This is a genomic window from Kaistia nematophila (assembly GCF_026343855.1).
Taxonomy (GTDB): Bacteria; Pseudomonadota; Alphaproteobacteria; order Rhizobiales; family Kaistiaceae; genus Kaistia; species Kaistia nematophila.
The window spans coordinates 371,364-385,565 of sequence record NZ_JAPKNK010000003.1; the positions used below are offsets into that span (position 1 = coordinate 371,364).

Consider the following 14,202-nt stretch of genomic DNA (forward strand, 5'->3'; position numbering starts at 1 on the left):
AACGGACAGTTCGCGCTTCGCCTCGTCCGCAACCGGCGCTAAAACCTCTCTCAGCCGAATCTGGCCCTGGAGCCCGCCATGCAACGCCTGCTCGTGTTCGAATCGCTCTGGGGCATGCAGCGCCTGAAGGGGCGCGACGCCGACCTGCCGCTGGCCGACATGGTGGCGGAAGCCGCCGCCGCCGGCTTCGACGGGGTGACGAACCTGTTCTTCACGAAGGAACTGGCGGCGCCGCTGGCGCAGGCGGCGAGCGACAACGGCATCCAGGTCGAGGGCCAGTGCTTCCCGACCTCGATCGAAGAACTCAAGCCGGCGCTCGAACTCGCCAACCACTACGGCATCCATCACCTGACCATCCAGCCCGACATCCGCCCGCGCGCGCTCGCCGAAAGCCTGCGCATCCTCGAGGGCTGGAACCGGATGGCCGAGGAGTCCGACGTGCCGGTCTATGTCGAGACGCATCGCGGCCGCATCACCAACGACCTGCTGGTGACGCTCGACATCCTCGACGCCATGCCGGAATTGCGGCTGCTCGCCGACCTCTCGCATTTCATGGTCGGGCGCGAATTCCCCGAGGTGCCGGTGCCAAAGGAGATGGACGAGCAGATCCGGCAGGTGCTCGACCATTCCTGGGCAGCGCACGGCCGCGTCGCCTCTCCCGAGCAGGTGCAGGTCGAGATCTCGTTTGCGCACAACAAGCCCTATCTCGACCAGTTCCTCGCCTGGTGGGGCTATCTGTTCGAGAGCTGGAGCCGCCGCGCCGGGCCGAACGACACGATCTCGTTCACCTGCGAGCTCGGGCCGAAGCCCTATGCGATCAGCGGCCCCGACGGCTTCGACCAGTCGGACCGCTGGGCCGAGGCGCTGCTGCTGAAGGATCTCGTGCGGGGACTTTGGGAGCAGAACGCGGCCAGGCGCTGAGGACCCGCCGGCCCCTCCATTTCGCCGCTTCGGGAAAGCCGCGAAATGATCTAGTTTCGTTTTTCGACTGAATCGAAACATTCGAAAGCCGAACGCATGCTGCCGTCGCGCCAGACCGCCATCCTCGAAATCGCCAAGCAGCGCGGCCGCGTTCTCGTCGACGAACTGGCCGCGCAGTTCGCGGTGACGCCGCAGACGATCCGCAAGGACCTGAACGACCTCTGCGACAGGAAGCTGATGGCGCGCACCCATGGCGGCGCCATCCTCGCCTCGGGCATCGAGAATGTCGGCTACGAGGCCCGCTCGCAGATCGCAGCCCGCGAGAAGACTGCGATCGCAGAGGCCGTCGCGGCGCGCATCCCGGACAATGCCTCGCTGTTCATCAACATCGGCACCACCACCGAAGCCGTGGCGCAGGCGCTTCTGCAGCACCAGGGACTGATGGTGATCACCAACAACATCAACGTCGCCCACATCATGCGGCCCTACCCGCAGATCGAGGTAGTGATCGTCGGTGGCGTCGTGCGCAGCGCCGATGGCGGCATCGTCGGCGAGGCGGCGATCGACTTCATCCGCCAGTTCAAGGTCGACTACGCCATCATCGGCACCTCGGCGATCGACGAGGACGGCTCGCTGCTCGACTTCGATTTCCGCGAGGTGAAGGTGGCGCAAGCGATCATCGCCAACACCCGCCACGTCATCCTGGCGTCGGATTCGACCAAGTTCGCCCGTACCGCGCCAGTCCGGATCGGCAGCCTGAAGCAGATCCACACCTTCATCACCGATTTCTGCCCGAGCGAGACAGTGCGCGTCTTCTGCGCCGAGAACGACGTCGAGCTGATCGAGGCGCTGCCGGAGGCTGCCGGGGCGCAAGGCTGAGGCTCGGCCCGCCCGCGACCCATTCGATTTTCGCATCGCGCCCATGCGCCGCACGATGCCAGCACCGGACGAAACTGGCGCTGAAACGAATTCCTTATTTTTTCCAGCCACTTGACGCTGAATACCCGAGATCGACCGTCGAATTCGCGCTTTCGGTTATAGGCGCGAAATCTTCGAATTTAGTTGCGTTTTTGTTTCGCCAGGCGCATACGACCTGCATTGCACAGGGAGGCGTTGCGTCTTGGCCATGCTCGACATCTTCATCATCGGCGGCGGCATCAACGGTTGCGGCATCGCCCGCGACGCGGTCGGCCGCGGCTTTTCGGTCGGCCTCGCCGAGATGGACGATCTCGCGAGCGGCACCTCGTCGCGCTCGACCAAGCTCGTGCATGGCGGCCTGCGCTATCTCGAGCATTACGAGTTCCGCCTGGTGCGGGAATCGCTGATGGAGCGCGAGGTGCTCTGGGCGAGCGCACCGCACATCATCCATCCGCTACGCTTCGTGCTGCCGCATCACAAGGGCCTGCGCCCGGCGTGGCTGCTGCGGCTCGGCCTCTTCCTCTATGACCATCTCGGCGGCCGCAAGCTGCTGCCCAAGACGAAGACGCTCGACCTGACCCGCGATCCCGCCGGCAGGCCGCTCAAGGGCGACTATCGCCGCGGCTTCGAATATTCCGATTGCTGGGTCGATGACGCCCGCCTGGTGACGCTGGTCGCCCGCGATGCCGCCGATCGCGGCGTTGACGTCTCCACCCGCACCCGCGTGACGCGCGCCGAACGCGTCGGCGACCACTGGCGGATCACGCTCCACGACCGGCTGAGCGACGAAACGCGGCAGGTCGAAGCCCGCCTGCTGATCAACGCCGCCGGCCCCTGGGTCGACCGCGTGCTGCGCGAACTGCCGGACGGCGATGCCGGCCACCATGTGCGCCACAATGTGCGCCTTGTGCAGGGCAGCCACATCGTCGTGCCGAAGATGTTCGACCACGACCGCTGCTACATCTTCCAGAACGCCGATGGCCGCATCATCTTCGCCATCCCCTATGAGGGCGATTTCACGCTGATCGGCACCACCGACCGCGACTACAAGGGCGACCTGAAGGCGATCGCGATCTCGGACGAGGAGACCGATTACCTCTGCGCCGCGGCGAGCGAATATTTCAAGCAGCCGGTGAAGCGCGAGGCGATCGTCTGGTCCTATGCCGGCGTGCGGCCGCTTTATGACGACGGCGCCTCGAGCGCCCAGGAAGCGACGCGCGAATATGTGCTGAAGGTCGATGGCGCGGCCGAGGCGTCCAAGATCATCAACGTCTTCGGCGGCAAGATCACCACCTATCGCAAGCTCGCCGAACACGTGCTGCAGCATGTCGAGGCGGTTCTCGGCAGACGCGGACCGGCCTGGACGGCGAAGGCCACGCTCCCCGGCGGCGATTTCCCGGTCGATGGCGTCGAGGCGACCCTTGCCGCGCTCGCCGCGCGCTATCCGGCGATCGACCGCTCCCTGATCGAGCGGCTCGTCCGCCACTATGGCACGCGGACCCGCGACATCCTGGGCGCGGCCCGCAACGAGGCGGAACTCGGCCGCGCCTTCGGCGCCGGACTGACCCAGGCCGAAGTGCACTACCTGATCGAGCAGGAATGGGCGCGCAGCGCCGCCGACATCGTCTGGCGGCGCAGCAAGCTCGGCCTGCGCATGACGGCGGCCGAGATCGCCGCGCTCGACGCCTATGTGCAGGCGGCGCTGGCGGAGCGGATTTCGGCCGCGGCGCAGTAGGCACGCACTCCGACCGTCCGATCGGGGCAGGAACGACGACGCGGCCGGGCGCGAATACCACTGGACCGCGAGGCGATCGGCTGGCACACTTGCCGGATCTGATATGGGGGAACTGCCATGAAGAAGACTTACACCAAGCCGACGCTTGTTCCGTCTGCCATGCTGCAGGAAATAGCCGCCGTCTTCATCAGCGGCGCCGTCTAGCCCGCAACCGGTCCGGCAGCATCGTCAAGCAACGCCCGGCGCCTCGCGGGGCGTTGATTTGTGCTGCGCGGCCTGAACTTCCAGCGACCGCCGCCGTTGACCGGCGGAGCCCAGGAGACCCGAGATGAGCGGCCCGAAAGACTTCAGCGAGATCAACGGACGCATCGCGGTCGTCCGCGAGGAGATCCGCATCGTCACCGAGCAGGCGGCGGCCGAAACCGGCGGCGCGGTCGAGGAGCGCCTGAGCGAGCGCATCGCCGAACTCGAGGCGGAACTCGCCGAGCTCCTGAAGCAGCGCGACGACAAGGCCTGAGGCCGGCCGCAGGCACGCAATTCGAAAGCGCGCCGTCCGGGCCCTGGCCCCGACGGCGTTTTGTTCCGGACGACGGCAAACCGCGCGAGACGGTCCCGCCAAAGGCGTCAGGAGGCGTTCTCCGCCTGCCAGGCCTTGTCCTGCAGCGCGGCGTCCACCATCGCGGAGAGGATGCGCGCCGGCTTCCTGCCGTCCCAGGGTGCGTCCTTGACCAGCCCACCCCGAAAGATCATCTCCTCGGTCGGCTCGCGCATTGCCTCGATCGCCGCGCGCGCCTGCCTCTCGAACCGCTTCCAGTCAAGCGCCGGGTCGGCGCCGGCACTTCCGGCACTGGCTTCGGAGATCGCCATGGCGACGCGTCTCACCATCTCATTGGTCATGATGATGGCCTCCTTTCTCCTTCAGAAGACATGGCGCTGCGATCCCCCCGCCGCAATGCTCCCTGACGCGGCGAAATGGCGGCGCGCGGCGATTGTCCGGTCTGCAACGGGTCGGGAGCGTGCCTTCCGCGGCACATCGGCCCCTCGGGCCGGCAAGGCGCTCGCACGGAGGGGACATGGTGGGCCCACCAGGACTCGAACCTGGAACCAGACCGTTATGAGCGCGTTGCTCTGTCCATAAAATGGCTGAAATGCGCCATTCCCGATGCCGTCTATTCGCAAAAGTCTGCGTTTGTTCCGCCCATTGATTGCCGTATTGATTGCCGTAGGCTCAACCCATGTCCTACCGCCGCCTCCGCATCCCGATTGCCGCGTGCATCTTCATAGCCGGGCTATGGGCCGTGATGCTCTGGGTGATAGCCGGGAACGTGCTGGCGCTCGTCAGGCGAGTGGTGGGGTGGTGAGCCATCAGTCGCACCGAAACTCTCGCACCTGTCGAGATGCGGCATCCTTTCGACGGCGGTCCGAAAATCGGTCGCGCTCGTGAAGGCAACTGCCCTGACGCTTATGAGGCTTGCAGAGAAGGCATCCGGCCCGAGACGATTTCGGACGCTTGCGCTTGAAGTTCATGGTGGCTCCTGATCTCAGCCAGCGCGCCCTCTCGGCGCCCGGCTAGGATCGTCAGCCCACCCCATCCTTCAGTCATGACAGTCTCCATGAAGATAGCCCGGCCCCGTCCGAAGGCAGAGCAGGGCTGATGATGGCCTGAGGGCCGACTACCTTTTAGCCAAGTATCTCCGATGACTTCAAGGCGGTATGCTCAATCATCGGAGGTAACGCTGCGATGACCGAAACAGCCTCGGAAATTATCCTTCGTCCTTACCAGATCGCTTTTCCTGACTTCCCGGTAGAAGATTGCCCAGACATTCCAGAGGGATGGATCGACGTCTCCGACGATTCCTGGATGTGCCCGTCGTGGAGAGTTGGCCGAATGACCATCTGCGTCGACTTCGCTGATCCTGAACGCAGGGAAATTCCTGAGGGCGCGCGCTTCTTCGTCATCGAAGAGGGCCCCAACGAAGTTGTCGAACTGTTCGCGTCCGACAACTGGCGAGAGGTCCGCAGCTTCGTGGCATGCAGACTGTGATCGCACCTCAGTAGCGAAAGTGAGGGCGCGAACGCAGGTGGTCGATTCAGCTACCCACTTTGGAGGATACGGCTACCGTCAATGGCCTACGAATTACATCACGAAAAGTTTATTTCAAAATTCGAACTGATGTGAGACCTAATAGATACAACCTTACGTAGGGTAAGGGACGCACAGAGCGGGGAAAGGAATGACCAACAACGCTGATTACATCCATGAACTGGCTCACGAACTTAGTGTCATCGCGCTAAAGGAAGGCCACCTTGATTTATCCGTACTCCTCCAAATTGCCGCCGAGCGAGCAGAAGCAGCAGCTAATACCAGACGAGGTATTGGAAGTTCAGCAGATTGCAGTCAGGATCGACGACCTGATTCAGCTCTGTAATACGCCTGAACTCCGAGCCACGTATGAAACGCTTGTTATTGCTCGGCAAGCAGCCGAAAGACTGCTCAAGATAAAGATGGCGAACTGATAGAGCGGATGGGGAAGGATGAGACGATCCAGTCGTCGCCCTCATCATGGGAAGCAGCATCCGCTCCCTTCGCCCGAAGAGGGCAACCAGGCACTAGACCCGCTTGAGACCTAAGCGACGCATTGGTCATCCTCGCGATCATCGAGAACGCCGGCAGACCATCGCAACTGCGAGACCTCTCTACCAACTCCCCAGCCCCATAGGTATGGGGGCAGTTCGGGCGAACCAAGCGCAGGCTCAAAGTCACTGTCGCCGTCGCAGCGATCCAGCAAGTCAATCAACAAATCAATGACGCTTTGAGTGATTTGAAGCTGAACAATTTGGCGCTCGATTTCCTGTTCGATGAGGCGTCGCATGCTGGCTCTCCACAACCAAACATGCAAGATACTAAACCATAACGTGTATATGGCTGCAAGTGCTGCAGCACGGCTACAACTTCAGCGCGTCGGCGGCCTGGCATAGCTCCCAATGCGCTCCCCGGAGCCAGAGGCCTGCTGGGTTCTGCGATGGGATGACATTCAGCGTCGCGCGCGGCAAGGCCTTGAGTATCTCCTTTTCGAGCTTCTCTGGGTCTCGGCCCGTAAGGAAGACGCAATAGGCCGACCACCCGCGAACGTCCGGCGGAAGACCACGAGCCTTCCAATCCTGCTCCTCTGCGACGACATCCTTCCCCTCGAGAAACATGCGGCGGACGATTTCGGGCATTCCAGTCTCCTTGTCGAAGACAGGTGCCTATCCGATTCCCTCGGTGTGAGCTTGGGTCAGAACAGCGCGGCGGGCGCGGGAAGCGGGCCGAGGGCAATCATCAACCGTGCGATCGCCCACCACAGAAGGATGCTCGCAGCGATCAGCCCGGCAAAAACGCAAGTGCGCAGAATGACTCTACGCCAGGCGACGCTATCCATCCTGTTTCGTCCCGCGTGTAAGATCGGCGGTGCGAGTTAGACCGACAAGGTTTTCACCTTTCGGCACAGCCTTCTAAAATCCTCACGCCGGATAACACTGTCGATCTGGCTTGGCTCATGGCGCCATAGGGGCCGATCCCTTCTTGCGCCGCTTCTTGTCAGATTCAGGCAAGGGCAGCGTCGCGGCTTTCGACTTTCGCGAGGCTGCGCCATCCAACTCCGCCGTATCGCTATTGTCGTCGTCATCGTCCCCAGACTGGCCGCTGGGGACGCCGTCCAGCCGGTGCTTCAATGCGAGAGCATAGATGACGTCGAGGATATTCCGATCCTTGAGGGTAGGCTCGCTCAGCGCATGAAACGCAGCACGAACAATCTTGCTCGTCTTCACCTTCGGATACCGTTCCCGCACCCGCTCGAAGAGCTGCTTGTTATTGAGCCCCTCTGTCGCGCCATCGACCAGGGCTTCTTCCAGATCTCGCTTCGAAACCGACATTTCAGTCTCCATGGTAGACATCCGCGCCGCAATCGTACTCGGAGAGTACAACGGCAGATATGCCCTTACGTCAACCACATGTTGGATGGGGGATCAGACAGCTCGGCGCGCGGCCCCATGCGGGGAGCGGACGGTCCGCTAATGCCCCGAGCCCGCAACGCGCCCGGTTGGGGATTTTGTACCGCTCAACCGGAGGCAGATTGACTCTGATACAGGCGAGAACAAAATAGGAACATATACCCAGAGGAGACCGTCATGGGGCCAGCCGCAGAGATCGTGGATGCCGAGCAGCATGCGCTCGACGAGCGGGTCGACCGCCTGCTCGCCGCTCACAATGGCGACGCCCGCGCTGTGATCGAGACGCTGTTGCTGACAGCGGATAGCCGAGCGACGCGGATCTCCTTCGGCTATGTCCGCCGCCGCCTGACGACGGCATGGAGGGATCCCGATGGGGCGATATAAGGGCCAGCGAACGGCTGCCGTGATCGACCGCGACTACCCGCACCAGGTCTGCCTGGACGTGCCGCGCATCGGCTTCGGCGCCCGCATGAACGAAATCACCGACTTCTGTCGCGAGCGCGACTATGCGCACCGACCAGGCGATGACCGCTTTGTGCATCAGGCAATCTGGTGCTTCCGCTCGACCGGCGAGGCCGACGAATTCCATGCTCGATTCTCGCCGATCTGGACCTGCCTGCGGATCGACCGATGAGCATCGAAACCCTGGGCGAGGCTTGGCTGGCAGGCTGGCGCGTCAAGGCCCGCTGCCTCGGCCGGGACGCCAGCACCAAGAAGGGCACCCGCCCTTGCTTGAAGAACATCGATCTCGACATGGAAACGCTGCTCTGGACCCGCGGCCGGGACTTCCCGATTTCCCTGCTGCCGCAGCGGCTGAAATGCCCCGCCTGTGGCTGCCGCCATATCAGCGTGATGTTCGATGTTCCGACAGGTCGGAAGCGGGCGTGACAGCCACCAAAATACTTGGCCGACGTCGAGCGGGAAATGCTAGGCAGAGATGGGGAAGATTCTTCTTGCCCGGAACCAGGGCGAGACAAATGGAAGACTGTTCCCCGACTCTTCGTGAGGCGCTGGAGGCGCTGGCAGAACAGTCCCTCAGCGAGGAGGCGCGCGAGGCACTGCAGAAGGCAGCCCGCGTCGTCAAACAGGTGGATGAGAGCAGAGGCAAGGCCCTCGACGAAGACCGCCTGAACGGCGGATTGATCGATCCGCCTAAGGAGTAGTAGCGAGAGCAGCGCTCCTCGAAGTGCCCTCCGGGTCAGCAACACGGTCGCAACGAACGGCCGGAATGTCTCGCTCACTTCGAGCGCAAGAAGCCCGACGCCTCGCCAGCACTGGAGGGACCCGATGAGGGCCGGATGACCCCATCGTTCCGGGCTCGTTCGAGAGGGCTGAGCCGAAACGATGCTCCGCCCAATCAGTCGGGCACGAAACGCAGTTTCAGACCGGTACAATTCTGGGAGGGAAAGCGGCTGGTGGCGAGAGCTTTCCTGCGAGCCGCAGCAGCATCGAGCGGCACATCGACGCCATGGAAATCTGCCTCATGGAACTCGATTGCAACGCGACGAGTGGCGAGGTGCGTGTTCTGTTCGTCGAGGCCGCGCGAGTGGCTGACATACTCGCAATGGATCTTGGAGCTTGAGGCGCGACGGGGTTTAGATTGTTCGTCGAGAGGCCACGAGGAACTTGCCGTAGTCGGTGGCGGTCCAACGCGGACCATTCGAAGCCGCCAATCCCAACTCCTTCAGTCGAGCCAGTGCCGCGGCGGCCTCTTCCAGATCAAGGTTACCCAATTCAAGGGTCCTCAGGAGAAGCCATTCAGTCCTGGTAAGCTGGAACGGTGTCGCGGGCATAGGGGTGCTCATTCCTGGATTCATTTTTTCCCCAACAACGCCTCCGACCCGAGCCGGTTCATGTCGCTCCGAGCCATTTTCCCGCGCGTGGCTGGTAGCGGGCAATCTCACCCGCGACCTGTCGAAAAATCCTGCAACACGGCCCAAACGCGAACGGCCACTCCGAACGCAAGCACCTTGAGCTGGATCTCATTGTGCCGGGCCGGTTCGACCGGGATGAGATGCGCTGTAGTCATACCGGAAACGTGTGCGCAGATGCGCTGGGTGCGGAAGTCCACCATCAAGACGAACTGAATGGCCCGATTGGCGAGCGCGTTCCTATGCCGCCCACTGCCAGCCGACTAGGCTTCCCCTTCCGGCTCCAAGTCGTCGAGTACGAGCTTCGTGACCGCCATCGAGGCTCGGACCCGGAGCAGTTCGATCTCAACAATGGCTTCGCGCAAGAGCGCCTCCATCTCCTTTGGCTCAACCGACTGCGGATCAAGTGCAGCGATGGCTAGGCGAATAGTGATGTCTTCGCGCATGGTTCGCACCCAAATCCCGAGACCATTTTGACAAAGGTGCGCCCGTTTGCATGCTGGAACATTGCGAACGGGCACACCAGAGCGCAAGCGTGTCACGAACGCAGCGCTCATGCGATCCAACGTCAGAGCATACTCGCCGTTGCAGAGGATATCATGGCTACCCCTACCGCGGCGGCAGACGTGGTCGGCTAAGTAGATTCGCGCTCAAGAGACCGCTTCAAGGCGTCATAGTGAGCGCCTAAGATTTCGAGAACTTCGCTCAATCCTCGGCGATTGCTGACCGCTCCAGAATACACCCTCGCGATTCGTGCGTTCACGCTTCCGAGCGGCGCAACATCGGTTGCGATGCGCTTGGCGACAGGAGCGCAATGTTGTGACAGCATAATAGCCCAACTGGAGGCGCTACTGGTTTTCGTGCAGAACGCTGACAGGAGGCTACCGAACTCACGAAGGTCCTGGCTATCAAGCTCAACAAGGCAAGATCCGGGCACGAACTGCCGCTCGAGTAGATCCCCCTCTTGACGCTCCAGAAGACGAGATGCCCTGTCAGCTGATTGGATAAGGTCCGCCGTGGCGTCAAAAAGAGGGCGGAGAATTGTGCCGCCGTTTCCAAATCTCGTTTCATGTTCTCTCGAACCGTGGCCGAGTTGTGAAACGGCAAGGGCCCCCTGAAGAGCTTGAGACACCAAAGGCCAAGCATCGACTACGGCCCCCAAGCGCCTGCTCGCCAGGAAATGGGACGATGCGGTCTGGACGTTCATAATGGCTCCGATTGGTAGAATTAGCCTTTCTGCCCGGTGGACGGCCGGGCGAGATCAGAGTTGGGAAGCCATGCCAAATTCGTCAAGCGATCGACCGACTGGACCGGTTCGACAGATCCCTCAGAACTTATGAAAAATGAATGCGGCGCCGCCGGCGATCATCGCGAAGCCGACGAGATGGTTCCAGCCAAGCGGCTCCTTCAGATAGAGCCACGAGAACAGGGCGAAGACGACGAGGGTGATCACTTCCTGCATCGTCTTCAGCTGCGCCGCCGAATAGACGCCATGGCCGATGCGGTTGGCCGGAACGGCGAGGCAATATTCGAACAGCGCGATGAACCAGCTGATCAGGATCACCTTGACCAGCAGCGTGTTCGGATATTTCAGGTGCCAGTACCAGGCCGACGTCATGAACACGTTCGAAAGGACGAGGAGAACGATCGGCGCTATGGCAGGCGAAAGAAAGCTGGGCAATGCGGTGGCTCGGCTGCTGGTGGTGACTAAGGCGCGTTCACTATCCCCTAGCGTCACCAATCACCAGATGCTGGCGCCGTGGCTAAGCGCCCCGCGTTGACGCCACGGCCGCGCCGCAATCCTCTGCTCTATTGGAACTCGAAACGGTGCGGCGCTGCATATCCCCTTGCGTCATCTATCACCGCTGTGGCTGAGAGCCCTATCTCGGACGCCCCTTCAGCGTCTCGATCGTCGCGGTCAACATCGCAATCTGGCCGGCCTGGTTGTCGACCTTGTCGGTGAGCTTGATCAACTGCGCCAGCACCTGATCCTGATAGCGGATCCGGTCCTCCCGCCCGGTGGCTTCGTTCCCCTCCAACACGGTGACGCGGGTCTCCAACTTGGTCGCGGTTCCAACGGCGGCGCTGGCATCGGCAGCAATCCCGTTAAGGTAGAGCCAGAACAGAAAGCTGATGGCAGCGAGAAGCCCCGGCGTTGCGACCATGGAAAGCCGCGACAGGATTAGTATCGTCGTGTTCGCGGCAATCTTGTCTGCAGCAGTCATCGTGCCTTCCACCCGCATGCCTGTTCGCCATAGCTGTCGTGCTTCAGGATCTGGCGCTGGGTTTCTCCGCTGAGGCGATCCTCAACGGACGGCCGGATCGGCGCCGCGACGTCGCAGAAGTCACCGGCCGTCACGCATCCAGCGAGACATGCGTTGATCAACATCAGCGGCCCCAAGCTGGTCCACCTCGGCATCGCTCGTCCTCCTCTTCGAAATGGCCTTGAGTTTGCCGGCCGCCTGCCTCGCCTGTTCCTGCGCCCGCCCCATGGCGATCAGCTTCAGCGCGAGGCCGGCCAGGATCAGCAGCAGGGCGCCGATGGCCGCCACATAGCGGCCGACGCGCGTCGTGAAGAACCAGGCGATCACCGCGACGCCTGCAGGGTCCGGCGGATGAAGTAGAAGGCGGCCACAGCGGCGCCGATCACGATCACCGCGCCAATGGCATAGGCGATCGGCCCCGGCCCATTGGCCGCCGCGATTACGGTGCCGGCGGCGGTCGCGGCGGGCATCAGCACTTCCGGCTTCGTGAGGATGTTCGCCTTCGGCGGCGCCGCCGGCACCGAGGCGCTGGAGACGAAGGAGCCCTTCACCCAGAGCCCGCCCTCGGCATTGCGCCGGTTCACCAAGCCGGTGATCTTCTTGCCGTTGTCATTGACCCACTTCGCCATCTCGGCCGGGACCGAGGCGTAGTCGCCCTTGTTCAGCTTCTTCAGAAGGGTCGAGCCGCGGAACTGCTTCTCGCCGATGTTGAAGACGAAGGAGACCAGGGCGGCGAACTGGTTGTCGTTGAGCGACACCTTGACCAGCCGGTTGATGATCTCTTCCGCCTCGCGCAGATCCAGCCGCAGCAGCTCCTCCGCCTTGGCTTCCGTGATGACGGCGCCGGCCTTCACGACATAGTTGCTGTCCGAGGTGTGGCCGTAGCCGATGGTCAGGACATTGCCGGTGTCGAGGTAGGCCTTCGCCTTGAAGCCCTCGAACCCTTTGATCATGGCGATGCCTGCCGCCGTAACTTCGCGGGTCATGTCGTCTCTCCGAGATGTGGGGTTGAAACGGCCAGGGTAAGCGCTAGCTAAAAACCCCTGGCTATAAGGACTTCGCCCGCCGGCTCCGCCGCGCGGGCACTCTTCTGGAACGGGCGGCGTCGAGAAGCGTTGATCAGTGTGGGCGAGTGAAGCGCCAGCCCTCCGAAAGCAGCGCAATCATCGGGTCCGCCCACAACGGCATAGCCATCCACCTGGCGGAGGCTGGTATGCCTACAGAGCCCGTCGGCTGCGCAGAGCCGGCGGGTTCATTTCGATCAAGCCGCGAGTTGATACCAGCCCTCGCCCCAGAGGGTCAAAAGCCGCTCGAAATAGCGCTCGTATTGGGCGCCGATCACGTCGAGGGAGTAGTGGTCCAGGGCGTGCTTGCGGATGACGCTGCGATGGAGGGACGGCGCGCGCCGAGCGGCGTCGATGAACTCGGCCAGCGAGCGGCAGCGGAAGCCAGTCACGCCGTGAATGTTGGTCTCGGTGAAGGCGCCCCAGTCCGTTGTGATCACCGGCGTACCGCAAGCCATGGCCTCGATCGCGACGTTGCCGAATGGCTCGATATAGGTCGTCGGCGCGAAGACGGCGGTGGCGCCGGCCATGAGGTCGCCGCGCTCTTCCGGCCCGACCACGCCGACGAACTCGCCATAGCCAGACTGTTCACCCGGCCCCGCCAGAACGAGCCGCTTCCCGAGCCGCCGGCAAACTTCCTGCGCGGTGGCGTAGCCCTTTCGGTCGATCAGCCGGCCGACGAAGAGGAAATAATCCAACGGGTCATGCGTGTCTTTATCATGAGTGGCATAGAATAAGTGCCGTTGATGTTTGGTACGCGCCCGGTCCTGTGGGGTTCGGTCGCATAGACCCCAGTCGATCACGCCATAGCGGGCTATCGAATTAGGATAGCCCGCTTCTATTGCCATACGTTTTTCCTTGATATCGACTGGAAACTCCGCCGGATCCAGATACCCCGGGATCACCGCATCGAACCACGTCCCATCGACACCGCACGGATTGTTCATCGAGCGAGCGCCGTAGACCGTGTGCATCCAGGCGTAGCTCTCGAACACCTTGAACGGCAGGAAGCAGCCGCCATAGCCGACGCCGATCTCGACGCAGAGGTGAGCCGGGAATGCGTCTGATATCGCCTTCTGGGCATAACCGCCGATCAGGCAGATGAAGTCGCGCTGCCCTGCCCGCACCCGGATGCCGGCAATGGCGTTGGCGAGGAACGCGGACCAAGCCGCGCTGCTCGGCTCCCAAGGCGCCTCGGTGTAGTGCCTGGCGCCGACATGGGCCGCGCGGGCCGCCTCGTCGATGCAGACGACGTGCTCGGTCACCGGCGCCGCGTTCTGCTCGCCAGCATAGAGCACCACATCATGGCCGCGCTCGATCATCATCCGGCAGAAGTTCTTGACCTTCATGGTGAAGGCGCAGGCAGAGAACGCGTCCGTCACATGGGTGTGCGGAAGCGCGACGACATGGAAGCGCATGCAGATCTCCGGGCATGG

20 protein-coding genes and 1 pseudogene are annotated in these 14,202 nt (G+C 62.6%); 10 read left to right on the forward strand and 11 right to left on the reverse strand.

Annotation, left to right across the window (positions count from 1 at the left end; translation table 11 throughout):
- Positions 1–78: 78 nt before the first annotated feature.
- The 4 genes from OSH07_RS10225 (at position 79) to OSH07_RS10240 (ending at position 4,091) form a co-directional block, all read left to right on the forward strand.
- Positions 79–921: a sugar phosphate isomerase/epimerase family protein gene (locus OSH07_RS10225; RefSeq protein WP_266338529.1), complete on the forward strand. Its 843-nt coding sequence runs from the start codon at positions 79–81 to the stop codon at positions 919–921.
- Positions 922–1,017: 96 nt separating this feature from the next.
- Entirely contained in the window at positions 1,018–1,800 is a 783-nt protein-coding gene (locus OSH07_RS10230; protein ID WP_266338530.1) for a DeoR/GlpR family DNA-binding transcription regulator, read from the forward strand.
- Positions 1,801–2,047: 247 nt separating this feature from the next.
- A complete protein-coding gene (gene glpD, locus OSH07_RS10235) occupies positions 2,048–3,574 on the forward strand; it encodes a glycerol-3-phosphate dehydrogenase (RefSeq protein ID WP_266338667.1) in 1,527 nt (508 codons plus the stop codon).
- Positions 3,575–3,902: 328 nt separating this feature from the next.
- Positions 3,903–4,091, forward strand: a complete 189-nt coding sequence (locus OSH07_RS10240; RefSeq protein ID WP_266338531.1) for a hypothetical protein — start codon at positions 3,903–3,905, stop codon at positions 4,089–4,091.
- A gap of 107 nt (positions 4,092–4,198) precedes the next feature.
- Here the strand turns inward: OSH07_RS10240 and OSH07_RS10245 are convergent, their stop codons facing one another.
- Positions 4,199–4,471 (reverse strand): hypothetical protein, encoded by a 273-nt coding sequence (locus OSH07_RS10245; protein ID WP_266338532.1) that lies wholly within the window; start codon positions 4,469–4,471, stop codon positions 4,199–4,201.
- Positions 4,472–5,315: 844 nt separating this feature from the next.
- Between OSH07_RS10245 and OSH07_RS10250 the strand changes: the two genes are divergently transcribed.
- Positions 5,316–5,618 (forward strand): hypothetical protein, encoded by a 303-nt coding sequence (locus tag OSH07_RS10250; RefSeq protein ID WP_266338533.1) that lies wholly within the window; start codon positions 5,316–5,318, stop codon positions 5,616–5,618.
- A 263-nt stretch (positions 5,619–5,881) separates the two neighbouring features.
- Positions 5,882–6,091, forward strand: a complete 210-nt coding sequence (locus OSH07_RS10255; RefSeq protein ID WP_266338534.1) for a hypothetical protein — start codon at positions 5,882–5,884, stop codon at positions 6,089–6,091.
- Between the two features lie 110 nt (positions 6,092–6,201).
- Here the strand turns inward: OSH07_RS10255 and OSH07_RS10260 are convergent, their stop codons facing one another.
- The 4 genes and pseudogenes from OSH07_RS10260 to OSH07_RS10275 form a co-directional block, all read right to left on the reverse strand.
- A complete protein-coding gene (locus OSH07_RS10260; RefSeq protein ID WP_266338535.1) occupies positions 6,202–6,447 on the reverse strand; it encodes a hypothetical protein in 246 nt (81 codons plus the stop codon).
- 73 nt (positions 6,448–6,520) lie between these two features.
- On the reverse strand, positions 6,521–6,796 hold the full coding sequence (locus tag OSH07_RS10265) for a hypothetical protein (RefSeq protein WP_266338536.1): 276 nt from the start codon (positions 6,794–6,796) through the stop codon (positions 6,521–6,523).
- A gap of 56 nt (positions 6,797–6,852) precedes the next feature.
- Positions 6,853–6,996, reverse strand: coding sequence for a hypothetical protein (locus tag OSH07_RS10270; RefSeq protein ID WP_266338537.1), 144 nt, complete (start codon positions 6,994–6,996; stop codon positions 6,853–6,855).
- 220 nt (positions 6,997–7,216) lie between these two features.
- Positions 7,217–7,489, reverse strand: a pseudogene (locus OSH07_RS10275) (hypothetical protein); the annotation flags it as partial.
- 255 nt (positions 7,490–7,744) lie between these two features.
- Between OSH07_RS10275 and OSH07_RS10280 the strand changes: the two are divergent.
- The 4 genes from OSH07_RS10280 (at position 7,745) to OSH07_RS10295 (ending at position 8,730) form a co-directional block, all read left to right on the forward strand.
- Positions 7,745–7,951, forward strand: a complete 207-nt coding sequence (locus tag OSH07_RS10280) for a hypothetical protein (protein WP_266338539.1) — start codon at positions 7,745–7,747, stop codon at positions 7,949–7,951.
- A 19-nt stretch (positions 7,952–7,970) separates the two neighbouring features.
- The gene (locus OSH07_RS10285; RefSeq protein ID WP_266338540.1) at positions 7,971–8,201 is read left to right on the forward strand and encodes a hypothetical protein; all 231 of its coding nucleotides are present in this window, start codon (positions 7,971–7,973) and stop codon (positions 8,199–8,201) included.
- A complete protein-coding gene (locus OSH07_RS10290; RefSeq protein WP_266338541.1) occupies positions 8,198–8,455 on the forward strand; it encodes a hypothetical protein in 258 nt (85 codons plus the stop codon). The genes OSH07_RS10285 and OSH07_RS10290 overlap by 4 nt, the downstream gene beginning before the upstream one ends.
- 89 nt (positions 8,456–8,544) lie before the next feature.
- On the forward strand, positions 8,545–8,730 hold the full coding sequence (locus tag OSH07_RS10295; RefSeq protein ID WP_266338542.1) for a hypothetical protein: 186 nt from the start codon (positions 8,545–8,547) through the stop codon (positions 8,728–8,730).
- A 971-nt stretch (positions 8,731–9,701) separates the two neighbouring features.
- Here the strand turns inward: OSH07_RS10295 and OSH07_RS10300 are convergent.
- The 6 genes from OSH07_RS10300 to OSH07_RS10325 form a co-directional block, all read right to left on the reverse strand.
- Positions 9,702–9,884 (reverse strand): hypothetical protein, encoded by a 183-nt coding sequence (locus tag OSH07_RS10300; protein WP_266338543.1) that lies wholly within the window; start codon positions 9,882–9,884, stop codon positions 9,702–9,704.
- An 881-nt stretch (positions 9,885–10,765) separates the two neighbouring features.
- Positions 10,766–11,119 (reverse strand): DMT family protein, encoded by a 354-nt coding sequence (locus OSH07_RS10305; RefSeq protein ID WP_266338544.1) that lies wholly within the window; start codon positions 11,117–11,119, stop codon positions 10,766–10,768.
- A gap of 199 nt (positions 11,120–11,318) precedes the next feature.
- The gene (locus OSH07_RS10310) at positions 11,319–11,663 is read right to left on the reverse strand and encodes a hypothetical protein (protein ID WP_266338545.1); all 345 of its coding nucleotides are present in this window, start codon (positions 11,661–11,663) and stop codon (positions 11,319–11,321) included.
- A gap of 120 nt (positions 11,664–11,783) precedes the next feature.
- Positions 11,784–12,029 (reverse strand): hypothetical protein, encoded by a 246-nt coding sequence (locus OSH07_RS10315; RefSeq protein ID WP_266338546.1) that lies wholly within the window; start codon positions 12,027–12,029, stop codon positions 11,784–11,786.
- Positions 12,026–12,688: a lysozyme gene (locus OSH07_RS10320; RefSeq protein WP_266338547.1), complete on the reverse strand. Its 663-nt coding sequence runs from the start codon at positions 12,686–12,688 to the stop codon at positions 12,026–12,028. Before OSH07_RS10320 ends, OSH07_RS10315 begins: the two co-directional genes overlap by 4 nt.
- A gap of 275 nt (positions 12,689–12,963) precedes the next feature.
- Entirely contained in the window at positions 12,964–14,184 is a 1,221-nt protein-coding gene (locus OSH07_RS10325) for a glycosyltransferase (RefSeq protein ID WP_266338548.1), read from the reverse strand.
- Between the last annotated feature and the right edge of the window lie 18 nt (positions 14,185–14,202).